At 41.2% G+C, this 19,761-nt stretch carries 20 protein-coding genes; 4 read left to right on the forward strand and 16 right to left on the reverse strand.

Annotated features, from left to right (window positions below):
- The 6 genes from BFI01S_RS13950 to BFI01S_RS13975 form a co-directional block, all read right to left on the reverse strand.
- Positions 1–597 (reverse strand): response regulator transcription factor (locus tag BFI01S_RS13950; protein WP_082804535.1); only part of this gene is annotated, 597 nt, incomplete at its 3' end.
- Positions 594–1,730 (reverse strand): sensor histidine kinase, encoded by a 1,137-nt coding sequence (locus BFI01S_RS13955; protein ID WP_061793170.1) that lies wholly within the window; start codon positions 1,728–1,730, stop codon positions 594–596. The genes BFI01S_RS13950 and BFI01S_RS13955, both read right to left, overlap by 4 nt.
- A 92-nt stretch (positions 1,731–1,822) precedes the next feature.
- Positions 1,823–2,869: a Delta(5) desaturase DesA gene (desA, locus tag BFI01S_RS13960; RefSeq protein WP_061793171.1), complete on the reverse strand. Its 1,047-nt coding sequence runs from the start codon at positions 2,867–2,869 to the stop codon at positions 1,823–1,825.
- 148 nt (positions 2,870–3,017) lie between these two features.
- Positions 3,018–3,605 (reverse strand): hypothetical protein, encoded by a 588-nt coding sequence (locus BFI01S_RS13965; protein ID WP_061793172.1) that lies wholly within the window; start codon positions 3,603–3,605, stop codon positions 3,018–3,020.
- 23 nt (positions 3,606–3,628) lie between these two features.
- A complete protein-coding gene (locus BFI01S_RS13970) occupies positions 3,629–4,984 on the reverse strand; it encodes a DEAD/DEAH box helicase (RefSeq protein WP_061793195.1) in 1,356 nt (451 codons plus the stop codon).
- A 181-nt stretch (positions 4,985–5,165) separates the two neighbouring features.
- Entirely contained in the window at positions 5,166–5,609 is a 444-nt protein-coding gene (locus BFI01S_RS13975) for a YndM family protein (RefSeq protein WP_061793196.1), read from the reverse strand.
- Between the two features lie 251 nt (positions 5,610–5,860).
- Between BFI01S_RS13975 and BFI01S_RS13980 the strand changes: the two genes are divergently transcribed.
- Positions 5,861–6,343 carry a ribonuclease H-like YkuK family protein gene (locus BFI01S_RS13980; protein ID WP_206698171.1) on the forward strand — a complete coding sequence of 161 codons (483 nt, stop codon included), beginning with the start codon at positions 5,861–5,863 and terminating at the stop codon, positions 6,341–6,343.
- Positions 6,344–6,382: 39 nt separating this feature from the next.
- Here the strand turns inward: BFI01S_RS13980 and BFI01S_RS13985 are convergent, their stop codons facing one another.
- The gene (locus tag BFI01S_RS13985) at positions 6,383–6,844 is read right to left on the reverse strand and encodes an SRPBCC family protein (RefSeq protein ID WP_061793174.1); all 462 of its coding nucleotides are present in this window, start codon (positions 6,842–6,844) and stop codon (positions 6,383–6,385) included.
- Between the two features lie 137 nt (positions 6,845–6,981).
- Positions 6,982–9,558: a DEAD/DEAH box helicase gene (locus BFI01S_RS13990; protein ID WP_061793175.1), complete on the reverse strand. Its 2,577-nt coding sequence runs from the start codon at positions 9,556–9,558 to the stop codon at positions 6,982–6,984.
- A gap of 199 nt (positions 9,559–9,757) precedes the next feature.
- Here BFI01S_RS13990 and BFI01S_RS13995 point away from each other — a divergent pair, with 199 nt between their 5' ends.
- Complete coding sequence (locus BFI01S_RS13995; protein ID WP_061793176.1) at positions 9,758–10,291, forward strand: YceI family protein; 534 nt, start codon at positions 9,758–9,760, stop codon at positions 10,289–10,291.
- Between the two features lie 56 nt (positions 10,292–10,347).
- On the opposite strand, the gene dacB is transcribed toward BFI01S_RS13995, so the two are convergent.
- Positions 10,348–11,832: a D-alanyl-D-alanine carboxypeptidase/D-alanyl-D-alanine endopeptidase gene (dacB, locus tag BFI01S_RS14000; RefSeq protein ID WP_061793177.1), complete on the reverse strand. Its 1,485-nt coding sequence runs from the start codon at positions 11,830–11,832 to the stop codon at positions 10,348–10,350.
- Between the two features lie 261 nt (positions 11,833–12,093).
- On the opposite strand from dacB, the gene BFI01S_RS14010 reads away from it, so the two are divergent.
- Positions 12,094–12,351, forward strand: a complete 258-nt coding sequence (locus tag BFI01S_RS14010; protein ID WP_048010040.1) for a YpbS family protein — start codon at positions 12,094–12,096, stop codon at positions 12,349–12,351.
- 49 nt (positions 12,352–12,400) lie between these two features.
- Here BFI01S_RS14010 and BFI01S_RS14015 read toward each other — a convergent pair whose 3' ends face one another.
- From BFI01S_RS14015 to BFI01S_RS14035, 4 genes are all read right to left on the reverse strand, one after another.
- Positions 12,401–12,718, reverse strand: a complete 318-nt coding sequence (locus BFI01S_RS14015) for an MGMT family protein (protein ID WP_061793179.1) — start codon at positions 12,716–12,718, stop codon at positions 12,401–12,403.
- Positions 12,719–12,784: 66 nt separating this feature from the next.
- Positions 12,785–13,594, reverse strand: a complete 810-nt coding sequence (locus BFI01S_RS14020) for an endonuclease I family protein (protein ID WP_061793180.1) — start codon at positions 13,592–13,594, stop codon at positions 12,785–12,787.
- The gene (locus tag BFI01S_RS14025) at positions 13,591–14,556 is read right to left on the reverse strand and encodes a S8 family peptidase (protein WP_061793181.1); all 966 of its coding nucleotides are present in this window, start codon (positions 14,554–14,556) and stop codon (positions 13,591–13,593) included. Before BFI01S_RS14025 ends, BFI01S_RS14020 begins: the two co-directional genes overlap by 4 nt.
- 420 nt (positions 14,557–14,976) lie before the next feature.
- Positions 14,977–15,414, reverse strand: a complete 438-nt coding sequence (locus tag BFI01S_RS14035; protein ID WP_035330795.1) for a peptidylprolyl isomerase — start codon at positions 15,412–15,414, stop codon at positions 14,977–14,979.
- A gap of 164 nt (positions 15,415–15,578) precedes the next feature.
- On the opposite strand from BFI01S_RS14035, the gene BFI01S_RS14040 reads away from it, so the two are divergent.
- Entirely contained in the window at positions 15,579–16,235 is a 657-nt protein-coding gene (locus BFI01S_RS14040) for an MtnX-like HAD-IB family phosphatase (RefSeq protein ID WP_061793183.1), read from the forward strand.
- A 331-nt stretch (positions 16,236–16,566) separates the two neighbouring features.
- Here BFI01S_RS14040 and BFI01S_RS14045 read toward each other — a convergent pair whose 3' ends face one another.
- The 3 genes from BFI01S_RS14045 to BFI01S_RS14055 all read right to left on the reverse strand — a co-directional run bounded on the left by BFI01S_RS14045 (position 16,567) and on the right by BFI01S_RS14055 (position 19,560).
- Positions 16,567–17,091, reverse strand: coding sequence for an HD domain-containing protein (locus BFI01S_RS14045; RefSeq protein ID WP_061793184.1), 525 nt, complete (start codon positions 17,089–17,091; stop codon positions 16,567–16,569).
- A gap of 22 nt (positions 17,092–17,113) precedes the next feature.
- Entirely contained in the window at positions 17,114–17,308 is a 195-nt protein-coding gene (locus BFI01S_RS14050; protein ID WP_061793185.1) for a hypothetical protein, read from the reverse strand.
- A gap of 173 nt (positions 17,309–17,481) precedes the next feature.
- Complete coding sequence (locus BFI01S_RS14055; RefSeq protein ID WP_061793186.1) at positions 17,482–19,560, reverse strand: transglycosylase domain-containing protein; 2,079 nt, start codon at positions 19,558–19,560, stop codon at positions 17,482–17,484.
- Positions 19,561–19,761 lie beyond the last annotated feature (201 nt).

Raw genomic sequence — 19,761 nt, forward strand, 5'->3', positions numbered from 1 at the left:
TTTAAACCAGCCCTTCTCTTTCGATTGGGTAATGGCTTCAATCCTGTTCGTAACTTCGAGCTTGTCAAGAATAGCAGAGATATAGTTACGGACGGTTCCTGTCTTAATGCTGAGCTGGTCGGCAATTTCTTTCGTGTTCTTGCCGTCCGCTATCAGCTCCAGCACCTCTTTTTCCCGGTCTGTCAGCGGATTTTCTTCGCCATAGACATCATCCATTAATTCAGGTGCATAGATGCGCCTTCCTTCCAGGACGTTTCTTATAGAGCTTGCCAGCTCCTCACTTGGGCTGTCTTTTAACAAGTAACCTCTTACACCGGCCTTGAGAGCACGCTGGAAATAGCCTGACCTTGCGAAGGTTGTCAGAATAATAACTTTGCAGCCGCTGTCTTTTAATTCTTCCGCCGCTTCCAGGCCGCTTTTTTCCGGCATCTCAATATCCATGATGCATACATCCGGATTAAGAGTTTTGACAAGGGATATGGCCTCTTTTCCATTCGAAGCTTTCCCAATGACCTCCATATCGTCTTCAAGATTTAGCAGAGATCCTAACGCACCAAGCACCATCCGCTGATCTTCAGCTATGACGATTTTTATCATGCCCTCTCCTCCTTGTTTGGTTCCTTCACGACTGTTGGTACTTTCATTATAATCGTTGTTCCATTCTCAGATACAATCTCAAGACTTCCGTTGACAAAGTCGAGCCGCTCCCCTAAGCCAAGCAGTCCGGACCCCTTGCCGACATCTGTTGAGGGATTCATGCCGACTCCGTTATCCCGGACAGTAATGCTGACTTCATTCCAGGTTTGTTCTATGCGGATGCGGCATTCTGTCGCCTTACTGTGTTTTACTACGTTTGTTACAGCCTCCTTCATGCACATGCTTAGAATATTCTCAAGGAAGAGTGACACATTTTTTAATTTGATATCTTCATCTCCGATGAATTCGATAGAAGCCGCCTTTAAAATTTGCTTAACTAGGATAATTTCTTCCTTCAGCCTGATTCCCCTCATCTGGGAAACCATTTTTCTTACTTCGTTTAATGCTGTTCTGGCGGTTTGCTGAACGTCTATAAGCTCATCCTTTGCCTGGTCTGGATCTTTGCTGATGAGCTTCCTGGCCAGATCGCTTTTTAACCCGATAAGAGACAATTTTTGTCCGAGAGTATCATGAAGATCACGGGCAATCCGCTGTCTTTCTTCCTGTTTGACGAGGTCCGCAATTCTTTTGTTGGCATCCTCGAGCTGTTCCTCAAGCTTTTCCTGCTTTTTCTTATTGTGAATGTTAAAAGGAAGCAAAATCACACTGATCCAAATGATAATAATGAAAGGGATCTGCTCGAGAAATAATGGCTTCTGGGTGACAAAATTAATGTTTATGGAGATGGTGGTTGCGATCAGGTGGATGACATACAGCGTTAAAAAGGCAATCCTGTTTTTGATATGGCCATTGTAATAAGCAATATAAAATGCAAAATAAATAAATGAAAAGAGAATGGTCATTGTGATCGATATGCTGATTAAGATGCCCGTCCATAAATAGACAGGCCATTTCCGTGATATAAAGGCAAAACGCAGCGATATAAAAAAGAGTATAGTCAGGATAATTCCGACGGCTATGGTGATTTTAGATGTGGATCTGAAGATGAAATAAAACGGCAGAATGCTGAATACACTCCATATATATGGAGAAATGCCTGAACTTTTCAATGCAGTTAAATATTTTTTAAACATGTGATGGTACCCTCTTTTTATTCATGAAATAATGAAACAGCTCCTTTGCTATCATATCACAAAGGAGCTGTTCTTCAGCTTATACATTCAGTTTACGGCTTCACAGATGCCGTTTTAGTTCTGCGCTGTTTTTGGCTGACGGCAGAAGACTTCTTTGCTGCTCCATAACCGGTGAAGTCCTGGGCTCCTTCATCCCATAAACGGAATTTGAGTGACTTCAGGCTGGTAGAAAGAGTAATCGTCGGCACGTTCTGAAGTTCAGCTGTATTATAATGAGCGCTTTCAAGGTTGTAGTTAGGAACGCGAGGGCTTAAGTGATGAATATGATGGAACCCGATGTTCCCTGTAAGCCACTGAAGCACTTTCGGCAGCTTGTAAAAGGAGCTTCCTTCTACAGCAGCTTTTACATACTCCCACTTATCATCCTCTTCAAAATACGAGTCTTCAAATGTATGCTGTACATAGAAAAGCCAAATCCCGGCTGCTCCTGAAATCATAAAGATCGGCCCCTGCACCATCAGGAACGCTTCCCACCCGATAGTCCAGCACATGAGCGCATACAAACCGGCGATGGCCGCATTTATAAGATACGTATTGATGCGTTCATTCTTTCTTGCCCCTTTTCTGTTAAAACGGTTTTTTAACAAAAATACATAAATAGGGCCTAAACCTAACATAACGAACGGGTTGCGGTAGATGCGGTATGCTGCACGAGTGGACCATGACGCATCCTGATATTCTTTCACTGTCAGTGTCCAGATATCACCTGTACCGCGCTTGTCCAGATTCCCGCTGGTTGCATGGTGCACATTGTGGTCATGCTGCCATTGGTGATAAGGAAAGACGGTCAAGATCCCTGTGATTGTGCCAATGATCTTGTTTGCTTTGCGGTTCTTGAAAAAGGAATGGTGGCAGCAATCATGGAAAATAATGAAGATCCTGACAAGAAAGCCTGCTGCAGCGACAGATATGCCAAGCGTCAGCAAATAAGAAATGCTCAGGCTCTTATAAGCAAGGAACCACAGCAGGAAAAAAGGTCCCAGCGTATTGACAAGCTGCATAATGCTTTTGGTTAAATCTGATTTTTCATAAGGTGCCATTTGTTTTTTTAAGTTGAGTTGTTTTTGTTTAGAAGTCATTTGTTAATTCCCTTCATCATGACGTTAATTTTAATAATAAAGGGTTTGCAAACCGCTTTGTAGACATAGGTGTCATGTCCAAACCATGACATTTATCATGGTTTGAACAAAAAATTAAGAGTTCATCCTAATATCTGGCTATAAATATTTACTTATTACGGGTTTCTTCCACTTCTGACACAAGGTTAAAAAGAAATTTGTACACTAACTGATATGCATCTTTTATTGAAAGTTCCTCTTTAAAACCTTCAAGGTCGTTCAATGAAAAATTAAAATCCCAAAGCCCATCCTGCTGGCTGAACATCAGGCTGTATTTTGGTGTGCCTGTAAGAGTATTTTCGTCTATAAATGCTCTTATAGCTGATTCTGCTTTTTTTGGCAGCTTCAGTCCAAGCATTACTTCATAGTTGCCAAAAACATCATCTGTTTCAAAGGAAACGGCATCCGCTCCAATCAGATCAAACCATTTAGACTCCAGATACATAAATTCATTTTTATGATTTTTGAAGTAGTCTATTGGCTGATTTAAAAAGCCGGCAGGCTCCTGTCCGAGAACTTCCTCTGTTTCTTTATCTCCTCTTTCTATATAAGCATCATTAAATCGGTCTTCGGGATTCTTGATTCCGGCTTCATGAGCATCATTCAAGAGTCCCTGCTTTTGGGCATATTCCTTTTCTTTTTCATAAAGTTCAGCGGGCTGTTCTTTCAAGTGCTTTTCCATCCGTTCTTTTAACAAGTTGCTTTCCTCCTCAAATATCTTTACCTTCCCCGTCTTTTGGATGAATTTCTTGAAGCTGTGGGAGAAGGCTTCTTTTTCCCTTGGGTTTTTGTGCGGCCTGTTCGAGGTGAACTGCTTTTGCCTTTTCTGCCTTTTTCATGGGAAAACCTGTCATCTTTTGATTTTGGCTGGCCTCCTTTTCTGCTGTCATTTTTCTTTCCAGCGGAGGTTAGGCGTTTGGAATCCGGCCTCTTTTTTTCAGATGCTGCTTCAGGCTTGATATCGCTATTGCCAAGGTCTTGCTTAGGAATACTAATTTTCAGTCCTTTTTCAATTGCTTCAAGGAGCGGCTTGTCTGCAGACGAATAAAACGTAATGGCCAGTCCTTTCATGCCCGCCCGGCCGGTTCTCCCGATGCGGTGCACATAGCTTTCGGGATCGAGTGGGATATCATAATTAAAAACATGTGTGACCCCTTCGACATCAAGCCCTCTAGCGGCTACATCCGTCGCAACTAACAGCTGTATCTCTGCGTCCCTGAATCTCTTCATTACTTGTTCACGTTTAGATTGTGATAAATCACCATGAAGCTGATCGCAATCAAAACCGTTCGATTTCAGCACTTCATATAATTTGGTTACTCTGCGTTTTGTACGGCAGAAGATCACGGCCAAAAATGGTCTATGGGTTTGAATCAGCTCTACCAGTGTACCCTGCTTGGCACGGTCGACGGTATGTATCGCTATTTGTTTAACTGAATGGGCTGGTCCCTGTGTTTTTTCAACCTGGATATACAGCGGCCGTTTCATGTGTTTGTTTGCCAGTTTTCTTATTTCTGCCGGTATAGTTGCAGAAAAAAGCATGGTCTGCCTTTTGGCAGGCGTTTCTTTAATGATTCTCTCAACCTCATCAAGAAAGCCAATATGCAGCATTTGATCGGCTTCATCCAATACTAAAAAATCCACTTGTGATAAATCAATGGTATTTCGTCTGATGTGGTCCAGCAGCCGGCCAGGTGTCCCCACTACAATCTGGACATTCTTTTTCAGCTTTTTGAGCTGCTTGTCCACATCCTGCCCTCCATATACAGCTAAAACATCTATATCACTGTCTTTCGTAAGCTTCAGTACTTCGTCTGTTATCTGTAATGCCAGTTCCCTTGTCGGCGTTACAATCAGAGCCTGGATCTGAACGGCATTCGGGTCCATTTTCTCCAGAATAGGCAAAATAAAAGCCAATGTCTTTCCGGTTCCTGTCTGCGCCTGTGCTATGACATCGTTTCCTTCCATAACAGCTGGAATCGCCTGCTCCTGAATAGGTGTTGGCTTAGCAATGCCATGCTTTAGCAGAATTTCAGATAGCTCTTCCGAAATGCCAAGTTTTAAAAATTCCTGCAAGTAAAACCCTACTTTCTTTTCCTGGTCTTTATTCATTATGTCCTTATTTATATTGTGTGTTTAGCGGAAAAATAGCAAGCATTCTATCGGATAAAAACGTGAAAAAAATGGTTGGTTCAAAATAAAAAGCCCAGGTTTAGACCAAATGGCCTGCAGTGGGCTTCTGACTCTTTATATCAATTTATTCCCAATCCTTTGTTGGCTCTCTTTCTTCAGCCATTTCCATCCCATAAGAAAGCCGCGGATTTATAGCAGATTGCCTGCTCTCTTTCTCTTGGCTGCTTTCCCTTTTGTTTACAAGGAACCTGTGGACAAATACCTCAGAGAGAGTGATAATGCCTGCTGATATAATGCTTCCCCAAGCGATTTGCAGGTAACTGTTAAGCAGCACACTTCCAAACACCCAAACAGATGCATAAACTAAGAAAAAGTCAGCAATAAGAGCATTCTTGTTTCCAAGCCGCGGAAGGATGATGCGGTCTCCGAACAGATAGGACATGGCTGTTACCAGAATACTGAAAGAAAGAATATCTGCGAATGTCGCATCAAAGAATAAATCAAGCGCTAAGGCAAAAGCAATCATAGCTGATGCTAATTTAAGTATTAAGATAAGTGTTTTGTTCAAAAGAATACCTCCTCTTTTACCATAGCATTTATCAATATGAAGATTCCCATTCATTTTCTGTTCCGCTGCCTCATAAGCAATTTTTTCAAAAAAATAAACAACTTGTTCAGTGTCCCTCAATATAATGGCAGTAATAGGGATTACATTTTAAGTTAAAGGTTGTGGAAGAGTGATACTCCGAGACAAAATACTTAATGTGGTGATTATAGGTGAATGCTGAATATAAATTTCAAAATCTTCAGGAGAGGAATATGACTTTTGAGCAGGTATTCAACCGGATCTTACTTTTTATAAAGCGAAATCCTGATGGGAACTTCAGGCTGATGATCGGAACAGATTCACAGGTGCATTGCAATCGCACTGTGTTTATAACCGGGATTGTGATTCAAAATGAGCGAAAAGGCGCCTGGGCATGTATTCGGAAAACTGTTATACCAAGGAAAATGCAGCACCTTCATGAGCGAATCTCCTATGAAACCTCGCTGACTGAAGAAGTGGTCTCTTTGTTTACAGAGGATTACAAAGACAAAATGTTTGAAATCGTTCTGCCATTCCTTTATAAAGGCGGATCATTCTCGATGGAAGGGCATATGGACATCGGATCAGGCAAAAGAAATAGAACCAGGGAATTTGTGAAAGAAATGGTGTCCAGGATCGAATCAATCGGCCTTGAGCCAAAAATAAAGCCGGAAGCATTCGTGGCCTCCAGCTACGCTAATCGATATACGAAATAAAAGAACTCAGGGTTAATGAGTTCTTTTCATTGGGGCAAATTATACGCCAGCATGCTCCCTGTATTCCTGTTCGGCCTTTAATGCCACAGCCTCTGTCAGTTCTGCAGTAATTTCAGGAAGAGCTGTATTAAGCAAGGAATTGGCTACTTTAGCCATCATTCCCTCTGCTGAAATATCAAGTGATCCTGTCATGATATTTTTCTTATTCTTTCCTTTCTCCGCAAGAAAGTATCCATGTCCAGTAAACTTCTCATTAAGTCCTGTTAAATGAAACGTAACCTTTGTTGGCTCCTGCCAGCTCGTTATATCCACTTTCAATTCTATTTTTTTTTTAATAATCCCCATATCGCTTTTGAAGCTCCAGGTTGACTCTTTGTCACTCATTACCTCATGTGCAATATATCCGGGCACTAATGGTGCCCAGTTCCCAATATCGCTGACAAAGCTCCATATTGACCCTATCGGAATGTTTACTTCTGCCTGATGTGTGCAGCTCGCCATTTTTACCGCTCCTTTAAGACTTACATAGTTGTTTTCCATGAATATGTATTCGGTAAGGACGGGTAAAATTCATGAATTTATTGTCTTTTTCATTCCTATGAGTGAAACTTGAAGTGCTGCCAGCAGGCTAATATATCTTACCTTCTATAGTAATGATACCTTCTTCTTGAACGTGAAGAATGACAATCATCACAGATTTGGTATTCGTGTTCCCAAGGCAGTTTTTTGCCGCATTTTCTGCACTTTCTTGAGAGCTCCTTAATGTCCGTTTTCAGTCTTTCATGAACACGGTCACTGATTTCTTCCCTTAATCGTTCCCAGTATAACGCTTCGGTTCTCTGCTCAAGACGATACAGAAACAGCAAATGCAAGCCGATTGCTTTATAGGTCAGCTCCAGCTCTTCCAAATTCCGGTTCTTGATTCTGGGTTCTGGCAGCTCCTCCCCGTAAATAATGGCATACATCGTTTCTTCCCATTGGCGGACAAGATCATTTTCTTTTTTAGAGAAAGGAAGGTGGAGAAAGCCATACAGGTCCATTAGGCCGAGCTTGGCTTCAATTTCTGTGCCCCGTATCCTTTCATATAGATCTCTCTCCTCTGTTAATGCTGCTTTTTTGGTTCCTCTTGGGCTCTCAAACTTATCCCAAAGCTCAAAGAATGACCCGAGATCGCGGTAATACCTTTGAAACCTTTCAAATACTGTATTGGTCGGGGCGATGGCAAAGCTGTGTACCGGTGCATCTTCCATTTCAAGCAGGGCTTTCATTCTTTTAATATCTTTTGTAAAAGCAACCTTCCCAATATTGTAAAGTCCTTTTCGGCCTGCTCTCCCGGCAATTTGCTTCACTTCCTGAGAGGTAAGGGTTCTTCGCTTCGTTCCGTCAAATTTATCATTTTCCAGGAATACAATTCTCCGGATAGGCAGGTTAAGTCCCATCCCAATGGCATCAGTGGAAACGATGACGGAAGTTTCACCATTTATAAAACGCTGGACTTGTTTTTTTCTGGTTTCTGGAGGCATCGCTCCATAAATCATGCTTACTGAGTGCCCTTCCTGCTGAAGTCTTGAGGCTGTTTCAAGCACTCTCTTTCTTGAAAAACAGATTAGTGCATCGCCTTTTCGGACGTGACTGAATTTAAATTCTTTAGCTTCCACTTCAAGGGGAATATCCCGGCTGTATTCATTCAGTTCAATATCTGCCTCGCCAAGCAGCTGCAGCATCATGCTTTTAGCACTGCGGCTTCCAATAATATGGACTTCATTGGCATTTGCCTTGGTAATGGCTTTATACCAGGAAAAGCCTCTGTCTTTATCCGTAATCATCTGAGATTCATCGATCACAATGACGTCGTAAAAATCCTTTTCATAGAACATCTCTACCGTGCTGGATAGATGCTGGGAACCGGCAACTGTCTTCTCTTCTTCACCGGTTTTCAAAGAGCATGGTACACCATCCCGGTTCAATTTATCATAAACCTCGAGTGCCAAAAGCCTCAAAGGCGCCAGATACATACCGCTGTTTGCTGATTTCATACCTTCAAGTGCATGATGGGTTTTCCCGGTATTGGTTTCGCCAATATGAAGTACATATTTTTTGGCCCGTTCCACTGAAGGACTGTATTCCTGCCCGAAAATATCTTCGAGCATTCGTTCTTCTTCCTCTTTCTTCCGCTGCTGCTCAGCCAGTTCTTCTGCTATTTTTCTTTCCCTGTCTTCAATGTCCTTCTCCAGTTGTTCTTGATGGGCTTCAGGGTCAAATGGGATATCCGCAAGCTTGACCAAATCTTCAACATATTCCTCCTGAATGGTTTCAAAAAAGCTTTCGTAAAGGTTTTGAAGAGTATGGGAAATTAGCTTCTTAACAGACTTTCCGGTCAGCGGTTTATCATATGCATCTTCATATTCCTCGAATAGATGCTGCGGAAGGTTCTGCAGGATGAGTGTTTGCAAAGTATCGGAAAGAAATCCTGATATATGGTTTTTATATACATAGTAATACGTTTCATATTCGAAATATCCCTTGCCCCAATATATTGCTTTATGGATATTTCCTGTCAGCTCCTCGAAGAATTCTCCCATAACAGTATAATCATCGGCGTGGAATTCTCCTATTTCCTTAAGCTTTTCTTCAAGAGCGAAGGTATCCAGCTTTTGATACCTTGTCTTATTTTTAAAATCTGAAACCAGCTGCTTTGAAGCCATATGTCTTACATGGAGATAAAGAAGGCTGTAATCTTGTTCAATAATTTCCTCTATGTTCTTTTCGATATTTTCACGGATTCGATATTTTCTTCGCTGGAGCTGCTCCTCTTCTGCTTTCTGCAGGTAATATGCCCTTGCCTTCTCATAGCGCTCAGCCCAAGCTTCATTATTGCTTTCAAATAGGTCATTAAGCCAGTCCAAACTGTTAAAAGGCTGATAATCCCTCATTTCAGTCCGAAACAGGTGATTGATTATTTTCCTGTCAACATTTTCGGTGTCGTATCCTTTCTCACTTAAATACTTCTTCTTTTCCTGCTTGGATATTTTGGCGGTGATTTTATTCAGCCACACATTTACCCAGATTTGATCGATATAATGAAATCTTTCAGAAAGATATTCCTTATAGGAGGGCATCGATTCCTGACCGCCCAGATAACGGTCGGCATCCTCCAGAATTTTTATTTTTGTATGCTCTTCAGCATTATTGTATATCTGTTCAAGCTGATTCATGATCCGTTCCCCTTTAAACATCGCCAATACGTGATGTAATCATTATGACTTAGGTTATGTATGATGTTGAAAATTTAAGTAGTCTTCATTTTACCATCTTTTCAAAAAATATCATTGACATAAAACTTGAACCGGAATATAATTTATTTAGAATTAAAACATCTTGAATTAAAGATAAATAAATTTGGAGGAGAAAAAAATGGCAAAAACAAAATGGGCAGTGGATCCAGCACACAGCAGTGTGGATTTTTCTATCAAGCATATGATGATCGCGAACGTGAAAGGCAGCTTTAATAGCTTTGATGCTGAAATTACAGCAGATCCTGCAGATTTAACAACAGCAGATATTACATTCAATGTTGCACTTTCAAGTGTGGATACACGAAATGAAGATCGTGATAAACACCTGCGTTCCGCAGACTTCTTTGATGTTGAAAACCATCCGAAAATGACATTTACTTCAACCGGCATTGTAAGCAAGGGTGACGATGAATATGATGTAACAGGCGACCTTACCATTCATGGAGTAACAAAAACAGAAACCTTTACTGTCACATATGAAGGATCAGGCAAAGATCCATGGGGCAATGAAAAAGTCGGCTTTACTGCTGCCGGGGCTATCAAACGCAGCGATTATGGCTTAACCTGGAATTCAGCACTTGAAACTGGCGGAGTCCTTGTAGGAGATAAAGTAAAAATCGACCTTCAAATACAGGCAGCAAAAGCAGAGTAAGACATAAAAAAGGGCAAGTATACCGTTGACTCGGTATACTGCCCTTTTTTTGCAGTTTATTGATCGGCTAGCAATGTGGCAATTTTGTCTTCAATAACTTTACCTTCACCGCCATCGGTCAAGTTGTTCAAAATAATGGAAAAGATGAGCTCATCCCCGCTGGATGTCTTAACATAACCTGATAACGAACTGACTGTCGAGATTGAACCTGTTTTTGCTTTGACGTTCCCGGCTGCATTGGAGTTTTTCATGCGATTTCTAAGAGTACCTCCCACCATCCGGTCTGTATCCCCGGCAATCGGCAATGAGTTCAAATAAGAGGAGAACCAATCTTCGTCCTGGATTTTAAAAAGCAGTTTGGAGATTTCATTGGCCGGAATTAAGTTTACATGTGAAATCCCGGAACCGTCCCGGAGTACGAGAGTTTCCTCATTCATTCCAAAAGCTTTTACCTTTTCTTCTAATACTTCCAGACCTTTTTCCCAGCTGCCTTCCCCTTTGACAACCTTGCCCATTTCCTTGATTAATGTTTCTGCATGGCCATTATTGCTTAATTTCATAAATGGAATAAGCAGCTCTTTAATAGGCATGGATTTATGCTCAGCAAACAGCTTTGCTCCTTCAGGGGCAGTGCCTGCTTTTGTCTTCCCTTTCAATTGAATGCCTTGTTCAGCGAGAGAACGCTTTAATAAATCCAATGCATAGCCAGTCGGCTCCCATACAGCGATCCATTCCCTTGAACGGCTTCCTTCAACTGGAATTTCTCCTTCTATAGTAACGCTGTTCGTGCCGTGATCCCTTTCAATATGGATATCCTTCTTTTCACCTTTAGCGACGGTTTTGGCATTATTAACGATTTTTATGTAGTCTGTTTCCGGCACCATTTTTACAATCGGTTCCTGCCCGGCTTTTTCCGCGGGATATACTTCTACAATGACTGTGCCCCCATCATAATCCTCATTAGGGGACGCAGTAAGTGCTGAGACTTGTCCGCCATAATACCAGGATTCGTCGCTCCATGACAGATCGGTTGAATAGCGCACATCATCATACCAGGTGTCATCTCCGATCAGGCTGCCATGAATAACCTGTACACCTGCTTCCTTCACTTTAGCGGCAAAAGCATCAAAATCTTCCTTTAAAAGAGTTGGGTCTCCTTTCCCTTTTAAGATCAAGTCACCCTGCAGTGTCTTTCCCTTTATTGAACCTGTGTGAAGAAGTTCTGTGGTGAACTGATAATTTTCACCCAGCGTTTCAAGAGCGGCAGCTGCTGTAAGGAGCTTCATATTAGATGCCGGCCGTAAACGCACATCCCCGATATGGTCATATACAAGCTCCCCGGTTTCTGCATTGCGTATACTGACTCCTGCAAGTCCTCCCTTTAGAATAGGGTCATTATTAAGAATTTGGTTCAGCTGCTGAACTAGTTCGCTTCCTTCTTCTGTTGCCTGGACATGAGGAGATTCGGGCTGGGCAAAAGGAACAAGTGCCAGCATAAATATCAGCATTAAACTGATATGCATTTTTACACTCTTTTTCATATGTATTAAGCCACCTTCCAATTTGTTTCATTACCATTTCTTCTTAGAAAGGTGAGTTCCCTTTATTTCCATAATGAGGAAAAAGAATCAATTTTTAATTTACGTAACTATTTTATTCTCAACTAAAGAAGTTATGAGGACTGGCTATTATTTCCTATTTAAAATCCAAATAAATATTATGCTAATAGGAATATTTATTCTTAAAAAGCTATTAGAAAATGGTATGATAAAAACAGGTGAATTTTATAAGGGGTGGAAAGAATGAGTGTACATAAAGCAATCTCCGAACATGTGGGAAAGCAGAATAAGATAATCACGAGGTTTGCAGCCTTGGACCAGCAGCGTGAGTATTATATTGAGCAAGCATTGGATCTATGCAGGCGGGGACTTCCATTCTCTGCGGATAAGATAAATGAAGTAACTGCTGAAATCAATGAACTTTCTAAACAGGGAATTATACCTGCAAGAAAGTATGTAACAATTGAGATGATTGAGGAATATGCATCAAAGACAAAATAGGTACATATGATTATAAAGAAGCGTGACTTTCGATTGGATGCACGCTTCTTTATATTGGCTGTGATGATTCATGGGCAAATTCCTGCAAATCTATTCTTTTATTTATATTAAAGTAAATCCCCTCATTTTCTAATAGTTCTCTCTGAATATCATACAAATCTTCGTCTTTAAACCCAATTTCCCCTTTCCCATTCACAACCCGATGCCAGGGAAGCTTTTGCTTTTCACTTTGGGTATGAAGAATCCGGACCACCTGTCTTGCTCCCCGGGGGCTCCCGGCCAGCCTTGCGATTTGTCCGTATGTCATGACTTTTCCTCTTGGGATGTTTTTAATGATCTTGATAACTTGTTCTGTAAATGGCTGCATGTGTGATAGCTCCTCCTTCTTTTCTATTATAAAACAAACCCGTCTGAGTTCAGACGGGTTTGTTCATTATCCCAGCATTTTCTTTGCATGCTCCGGAAAATCAATAAACGGGTTTCGGTTCCCCTGGAGTGCTTGAATGGCAGCGTTTCTATGCTTTTCATATATAGTGACGGGATTTTCTTCATGCCAACTAAGCAAAATCTGCATATTCATCTTCTCGTCAATCAAAAGTGTTTTTTTATATCTGACAGCAAAATAGAATACAGCTCTTGCGGCAATCCCCTTTCCATATTCCGGCTCAAACTTCTCCTGTTCTGCCATCCCGCATCCATTCCTGACGCCCGCCGCCTCTATTTCCGGGACATAGGCTTCAAAATCATAGTAAGGGAAGTTGCTTCTCATGCTATTGCATGCCGGCTCACAGGCAAAAAGATGATGGAGATCCCCTTTCATTGGCTGTCTTCCATCAAACCATGATTGCGGGACGACATGCTCGGTATTAAATATAACTCTTTCATTGCTGTGGAAGCCGCCTTCATGAATCGTCTGCAGGAGCTTGAGATCCTGATCAATGGCTTTAAGAGGATCGATGCCTTTCCCCGAATATAAGCTTTTCAGCTTGAGGTTTTCCTGCAGATCCACCCATGGATATACATATTGGTGAGGTGAGTAATCCAATTGCCGGTCATGAGTACGAACCAGCAGATCATGAACCTGTTCCGGGAGATCCCCTTTTTCAAAATCAAGGGTTCCATAGTAATCCTCTTGATTTATGATATCCTCCTCAGCGTTATAATAGGGTTCATTCTGTACACTTTCAATATACTTTGACTGAGCCTCTGTCCATGCCGCTGCTATACTATTCACTTTGATCATATGGCATTAAGAACCGTTGATTTGAACTCCTGGTCAAAGATTCCGGCTAAATGATCTGGAACCGTTAAATAAACGAGCCCGTTTCCTTCAAGTTTGGGAGAATTGCCAAGCGGAACCGTCCTTCTGATTAATTGGGCATAAAGCTCAGGTTCTGAAAGCTTTCTTTCAAATTGCCTGTTTGCAAATTCCTTGATCAGGGCCAGAGCTCCGGAAACATGCGGAGCAGCCATTGAAGTACCGCTGAGGGTTGCATACTTTCCGTTCAGAAAGGTGGATAATATCCCCTCCCCTGGCGCCACTAAGTCTATTTCATTATGAGAGTTTGTAAATTCTGAAGAATCCCTTTCGAGGTTTATAGCCCCTACACTAATCACCTCATTATAGCAGCCTGGATAAGCAAATTCGTCGGTTGAGTCGTCCCCATCCCCTTCATTTCCTGCTGCGCATACTACAAGGATATTCTTATTTACAGCGGCTTTAATCGCATCATGAAGTTCAGGAACATCAGCTGGCCCGCCAAGCGACATGGAGATGATATCTGCATTTTGTTCGATGGCATAATGGATGCCCTTGATAATCCATTCGTATTGCCCGGAACCATCTTTATTTAAGACCTTTACAATAAGGAGATCAGCTTCAGGAGCTACCCCAATAACACCAGCATCATTTTCATATGCAGCAATAGTCCCTGCCACATGTGTTCCGTGGCCATTATAGTCCTTGAAACTATTTGGATCGCTGTTATCATCGTCTGTAAAGTTCCGGCCGCCCGTTACACGGTCCTTCAGATCAGGATGGCTAATGTCGCAGCCGGTGTCCAGAACAGCAATTTTAATTCCTTTTCCTTTTGTTTCGCTCCAAACCTTTGGCGCCTGAATCAATTCCACGCCCTTTGGAACTTCCTTAACATTTTCTTCCTGCTGAATCACCTTATAAGGAATAACACGAACATATTGCTCCATTTCTTTCCCTCCTTAAGAGATTAAATTGAAGCTGGTTCTTGATGTTAATTACATTTTAACAATTCTGAATATTTAATAACAGTACCGTTGGTAGCGAAATTTAATATAATTGTGATTATAAAAAGGAAGGATTTGTGATATTTGGACTATTAAGTGCATTATTCTTATATCAAAGCATTCATGAAACGGGTCACAGCCGCAAAAAAAAGCTGCCATGGGGAATTCAGGAGGAATCAGTAGATAAACGCCTTTTCCAACAAAGCAAATGACCTTTGGCTTGAGTTCAGCTATTTTTTTCATCAGCTCTGCTCTTCCCATAAAACCATCCTTTCGATTTTGGCAAGCTACTGTTCATTTTACCTAAAACGTCAGGTTAACAAAACAAAAAAGAGCCCTTTAAGGCTCTTTTTACTGAACGGATTAACCTTCAAGAATTTCAACTTTCTCCATAACATCGCCGTTTCTCATCGCTTTAACTGCTTCCATTCCGGAAGTAACTTTTCCAAAAACAGTGTGAACACCGTTTAGGTGAGGCTGTGGCTCATGAACGATAAAGAACTGGCTACCGCCTGTATCGCGGCCCGCGTGAGCCATAGAGAGGGACCCTTCTACGTGTTTATGAGGGTTTCCTTCTGTTTCACACTTGATTGTGTACCCTGGACCACCAGTTCCTGTTCCGTTCGGGCACCCTCCCTGACTTACAAACCCAGGAATTACACGATGGAAATTCAAGCCATTATAAAAGCCTTCATTAGCAAGCTTTTTGAAATTTTCAACTGTCCCTGGTGCTGCTTCAGGATATAGTTCAAATTCAACCTTTTCACCGTTTTTCATTAATATGTATCCTTTTTCTGCCATACTAATCATCTCCTTATGTAAAAATCAAATTAATAATACCATTAATCTCATCAGGAATAAAATCAAAAGACGCTTTTTCACTGATTGAACATAAAAAACAAAGGGTAAAGTTAAGATAGCATAGCAGCATAAAATGCAGAAACGTCTTATTGGAGGTTTATAGAATGAAAAAATGGGCTTTTGTTTCAGATTTTGACGGAACTATTTCAAAAAGAGACTTTTATTTGATTATGATGGATAAATATTTTCCGGAGGGGCGCAGCCTGATGCCCAAATGGAAGGCTGGTGAGATAAAGGATATCGACTTTTTGAATAAAGTCTTCACTTCCATCAATCAGGATGAAGAACGAATTATCAGCGATATTTATTCAATTGAAATAGATGAATATGTCCCTGATTTTATTGAAAAAATTCAGCAGAATGGCGGAGATTTTTATATTTTAAGTGCCGGCACAGACTATTATATCCATCACATCTTAAAAAAGTATGGGGTTAAAGGTGTTCAGGTTTTTTCGAATGAAGGATACTACCATGAGAAGAATGTCCATATGAATATTGATAAGAATCATCAGCATTATCATGAACAATATGGCATTGATAAATCAAAGGTCATTCAGGACTTAAAGAAGGAGTATGAAACTGTGTTTTTTATCGGGGACAGTGAACCGGATTCCCACCCCGCAGAGCATGCTGATATCACCTTTGCCAAAAATGGGCTTCAGGACCTTCTTCGGGAAAAGGGCATAAGGTTTGTTCCAGTTAAAGAGTTTACAGAAGTGGAAGAGTATTTAACTGAAAAAGGCATTTTGCCAAGACCCTAGGGGAAGATCCCGGGAAAGCAGTGGCTTTACCCGGGATTTTTTTATGTGCGTTAACCAAATAACTCCAAAAATAATATTAAAATAAATATAATCATTGTGTAAAATGATAGATGCAGAAATACAGTTGTTAATCTAAATTTGATTTCTTCCACATTAAATGACTGTTGTCTTCGAGTCCTTGCCCTCACTGCAGCAACACCATCCCTGCACATAATAATTTTGATCATCTGATCACCGCCATGAATTATTATTCTTCATGAAACAGGCGCTTCCCTTTAAAAAATAAAAACTGAATTTCCTGGGGAAGCGCATAAAATGACAGATATTTAGGTTATTCTTCTTTTTTTTCAAGATAATGATCAATCTTATTATCGAGTATTTCAAGGCTATGCATAGCCCGCTCAAAATCAAGTTCACGATAGTGATGGGCACCGCCGGGTTCTTCATCTTTTTCATCTGCCAGTTTGACCAGGGATTGCAGCGGAGTTCTGACAACTTCGCCGCCAGGCAGAAATGAATCCGTGTGAAAAAGGATTGCCAAAGCAACTTCTTTTGCTTTGATCGGGTTCTCGCCAAGTCTTATCAGGAGTTTATGTGCCCGCTCAGCACCTTTAATGGCATGAATGTCATTCTGCCTGTATAGGTCGTAATCCCACTTTCCATTTTTGTACCAGGTATAATGGCCAATGTCATGCATAAAGCCTGCTTTGGCTGCTGAGTCAACATCTTCTTCCATTTCTTTAGCAATCTGGAATGCATGATAGGCAACTGCAATAGCATGAGCGATGCCGGAGCGTGTTATATATTTTTGTGCGATCCGATGCTGAAAGATATCGGTCAGTTTAACATCCCTCATGTAATTCCCCTCCAGTTAAAAATTAAAATTTCTTATTGAGGTTTTTTTGCTTATTCATTACTTCATATGATTTTTCAATAATATCTGTTAAAACATCACCTTTATAAATCCTGCCGAGTTTCGTGTTTTCCTGATAATATTCAACAATTTCATCAAGCTTATTTGAAGTTTCTTTTGATATGCGGACATTAAGCTGAATACGGGTTTCTTCACTCATTGTAATCCTCCTCGCTATTAATATCTAAGAGCTAGCAGCATGATAGCGAATGCTGTCGTTTTGTTAGTAAGTGCTATAAATATTTAGGTTACACTGTTTTACTGAATTATTCCAGTATAAAGTTTCCTGAAGCAAAAAAGAGAACAGCTATGTAAGCCATTCTCTCTTTTGCGCTAATTGCTGAATTGATCCCACTTGTCTTTCAGGAATCTGCCGAATTCCTCAAGCTCCTGCTTTCCTTCTCTCAATTTTTCCTTCCAGATTGGAAGATCCTCTCTCAGTTTGCCTTCGAATTTTTCTGCTTGTTCTTTAATGGTTTGTCCAATTTCCGCTGTTAATTCCTTTTTCTCGAGCTTTTCATTTACCGATTTTGTAGTAAATTCGCCTTCCTGCATGTATGGCAGGCTTGACTCCATTATCGATCTGAAAACAGGGACTGCTGTTTCTGAACTGCTTTTTGACAGATAATGTTCTCTGTCAGTCTGGTCATAGCCCAGCCAGACGGCGCCAACCAAATTCGGTGTATAGCCAACAAACCATTGATCTTTTGTTCCGTTAATGTCTTTATATGGGAGCTGTGTCGAACCCGTTTTCCCGGCGATTTGAACTCCTTCTATCTTCGTAGCGCTTCCTGTGCCGGTTTCTACTACATTTAAAAGCATGGAAGTCATTTGGTTAGAAACGGTTTTCGTCGTAACTTTAACGGTTTTTTTGTTACGTTCCGCAATGATGCTTCCGGTCGGGCCAACGATTTTCGTAATTAAATGCGCATCATTACGCTTGCCGCCATTTGGAAAAGCTGCATATGCTTCGGCGAGCTTTAAAGGTGAAATTCCCTTTCTCATTCCGCCTAAGGCAATTCCGAGATATTCATCTTCTTTTTCCAGAGGGATGCCGAACCTTTCAAGAGCATCCAAACCTTTATCCAGTCCAATTTCATTAAGCAGCCAGACGGCTGGGACATTGATGGAGTCTTCCACAGCTTTATACATGGACACTTCCCCTGCATATTGTCCTGAAGCGTTAGCCGGTGTGTAATCTCCGTATGTTACGGGTTCATCCTTCAGCATCGATGTTGGTGAGTATCCCTCTTCAAGGGCCGGTGTGTAAACGGCTAAAGGCTTTAGTGTTGATCCAGGCTGGGCTTTGATGTGTGTGGCCCTGTTGAATCCTCTGAAAACATGTTCACCTCTGCCGCCGACCAGCCCTCTGACTCCCCCTGTCGCCGGGTCAAGCAGGACGGCACCACTTTGGACGATTTCTCCATTCATGCCAGCTGGGAAGATTGAGTCCTTTTGATAAACATTTTCCAGGCTTGATTGCAGATTCTGATCCATTTCTGTGTATATTTTATACCCTCTGGTAAATATCTCTTCCTGGGTTAACCCGTACGTATTTATTGCTTCATCAAGTACGGCATCAACATAGTAAGGGTATTTCCTTTCCTTCTTGCTCCGGGTTCCTTCCTGTAAGTGAATCTTTTCATTTACAGCGTTCTCATACTCTTCTGCTGAAATCATCTTGTGCTCTTTCATCTTCCCAAGGACAACATTCCTTCTTTTGATTGCCCGTTCGTAATGATTGTATGGATCGAGAGCAGAAGGCGATTGTAGCAAACCTGCAAGCAATGCACTTTCGCTGATGCTCAATTGCTTTGGTGTTTTGCTGAAATACTTATTGGATGCCTGTTCGATTCCCCATGAGCCGCTTCCGAAGTAAACCTGATTTAAATACATTTGCAGGATTTCATCTTTTTTGTAATTTTTTTCAATTTCGACTGCCAGGAACAGTTCTTCAGCTTTTCGCTTGTAGGTCTGTTCAGGTGAAAGTAAAGCATTTTTGGCGAGCTGTTGAGTAATTGTACTTCCTCCGCCGGTTATGCTCCCTGCGAATAAGTTGCCAAAGAAGGCTCTGGCAATCCCTTTTATATCAAAGCCGTTATGTTTATAAAAGCGTTCATCCTCAATTGCGATAACGGCATTGCCTACATGTTCAGGCAATTCTTCAATATTTGCACCCTCTGCTCTATTTTCCGCAAGACTTGCAGCAGGATCACCGTCTTTATCGTAAATAACAGTTGACTGCCTTAATCCCTCTTTTAAAGTCTCCACGTTAGCTGTAGCTGCCAGAAACGCAAAAAAGAGAATGGTTAAAAGTAATATAGTTAATGATAAAAGAAGCAGAATTTGTGTCAGGTGCTTTTTGCGCCAAAATCCTGCAAAAGCTTCTTTGAATAGCTGAAATTTTTCCATGGTGACTCCTTCGCTATTTCTTTTAAGTTCCCTTATTATTTCCCCTTATTATATATTAAACGAACAAACTGTATAAAAAGTTTCAACTTCAACATTAGGGACTGCCCACAAAAAAGGCTTGTTTTCTTTTGGGAATAATGCTATATTGATTAAGCGATGAGCTAATTGCATAAGACGACAGACAAGCCATTCTTGGCAATG

The organism is Cytobacillus firmus NBRC 15306 (assembly GCF_001591465.1).
Lineage (GTDB): Bacteria > Bacillota > Bacilli > Bacillales > Cytobacillaceae > Cytobacillus > Cytobacillus firmus.

Excerpts from the sequence above, each read along its gene's own strand:
- BFI01S_RS14055 (WP_061793186.1), bottom strand. The coding sequence starts at position 19,560 with ATGGAAAAATTTCAGCTATTCAAAGAAGCTTTTGCAGGATTTTGGCGC.
- BFI01S_RS13955 (WP_061793170.1), bottom strand. The coding sequence starts at position 1,730 with ATGTTTAAAAAATATTTAACTGCATTGAAAAGTTCAGGCATTTCTCCA.
- BFI01S_RS14010 (WP_048010040.1), top strand. The coding sequence starts at position 12,094 with ATGAGTGTACATAAAGCAATCTCCGAACATGTGGGAAAGCAGAATAAG.
- BFI01S_RS13980 (WP_206698171.1), top strand. The coding sequence starts at position 5,861 with ATGACTTTTGAGCAGGTATTCAACCGGATCTTACTTTTTATAAAGCGA.
- BFI01S_RS14025 (WP_061793181.1), bottom strand. The coding sequence starts at position 14,556 with ATGGAGCAATATGTTCGTGTTATTCCTTATAAGGTGATTCAGCAGGAA.
- BFI01S_RS14035 (WP_035330795.1), bottom strand. The coding sequence starts at position 15,414 with ATGGCAGAAAAAGGATACATATTAATGAAAAACGGTGAAAAGGTTGAA.
- BFI01S_RS13985 (WP_061793174.1), bottom strand. The coding sequence starts at position 6,844 with ATGGCGAGCTGCACACATCAGGCAGAAGTAAACATTCCGATAGGGTCA.
- dacB (WP_061793177.1), bottom strand. The coding sequence starts at position 11,832 with ATGAAAAAGAGTGTAAAAATGCATATCAGTTTAATGCTGATATTTATG.
- desA (WP_061793171.1), bottom strand. The coding sequence starts at position 2,869 with ATGACTTCTAAACAAAAACAACTCAACTTAAAAAAACAAATGGCACCT.
- BFI01S_RS14015 (WP_061793179.1), bottom strand. The coding sequence starts at position 12,718 with ATGCAGCCATTTACAGAACAAGTTATCAAGATCATTAAAAACATCCCA.
- BFI01S_RS14045 (WP_061793184.1), bottom strand. The coding sequence starts at position 17,091 with ATGAGGGATGTTAAACTGACCGATATCTTTCAGCATCGGATCGCACAA.
- BFI01S_RS14050 (WP_061793185.1), bottom strand. The coding sequence starts at position 17,308 with ATGAGTGAAGAAACCCGTATTCAGCTTAATGTCCGCATATCAAAAGAA.
- BFI01S_RS14040 (WP_061793183.1), top strand. The coding sequence starts at position 15,579 with ATGAAAAAATGGGCTTTTGTTTCAGATTTTGACGGAACTATTTCAAAA.
- BFI01S_RS14020 (WP_061793180.1), bottom strand. The coding sequence starts at position 13,594 with ATGATCAAAGTGAATAGTATAGCAGCGGCATGGACAGAGGCTCAGTCA.
- BFI01S_RS13995 (WP_061793176.1), top strand. The coding sequence starts at position 9,758 with ATGGCAAAAACAAAATGGGCAGTGGATCCAGCACACAGCAGTGTGGAT.
- BFI01S_RS13990 (WP_061793175.1), bottom strand. The coding sequence starts at position 9,558 with ATGAATCAGCTTGAACAGATATACAATAATGCTGAAGAGCATACAAAA.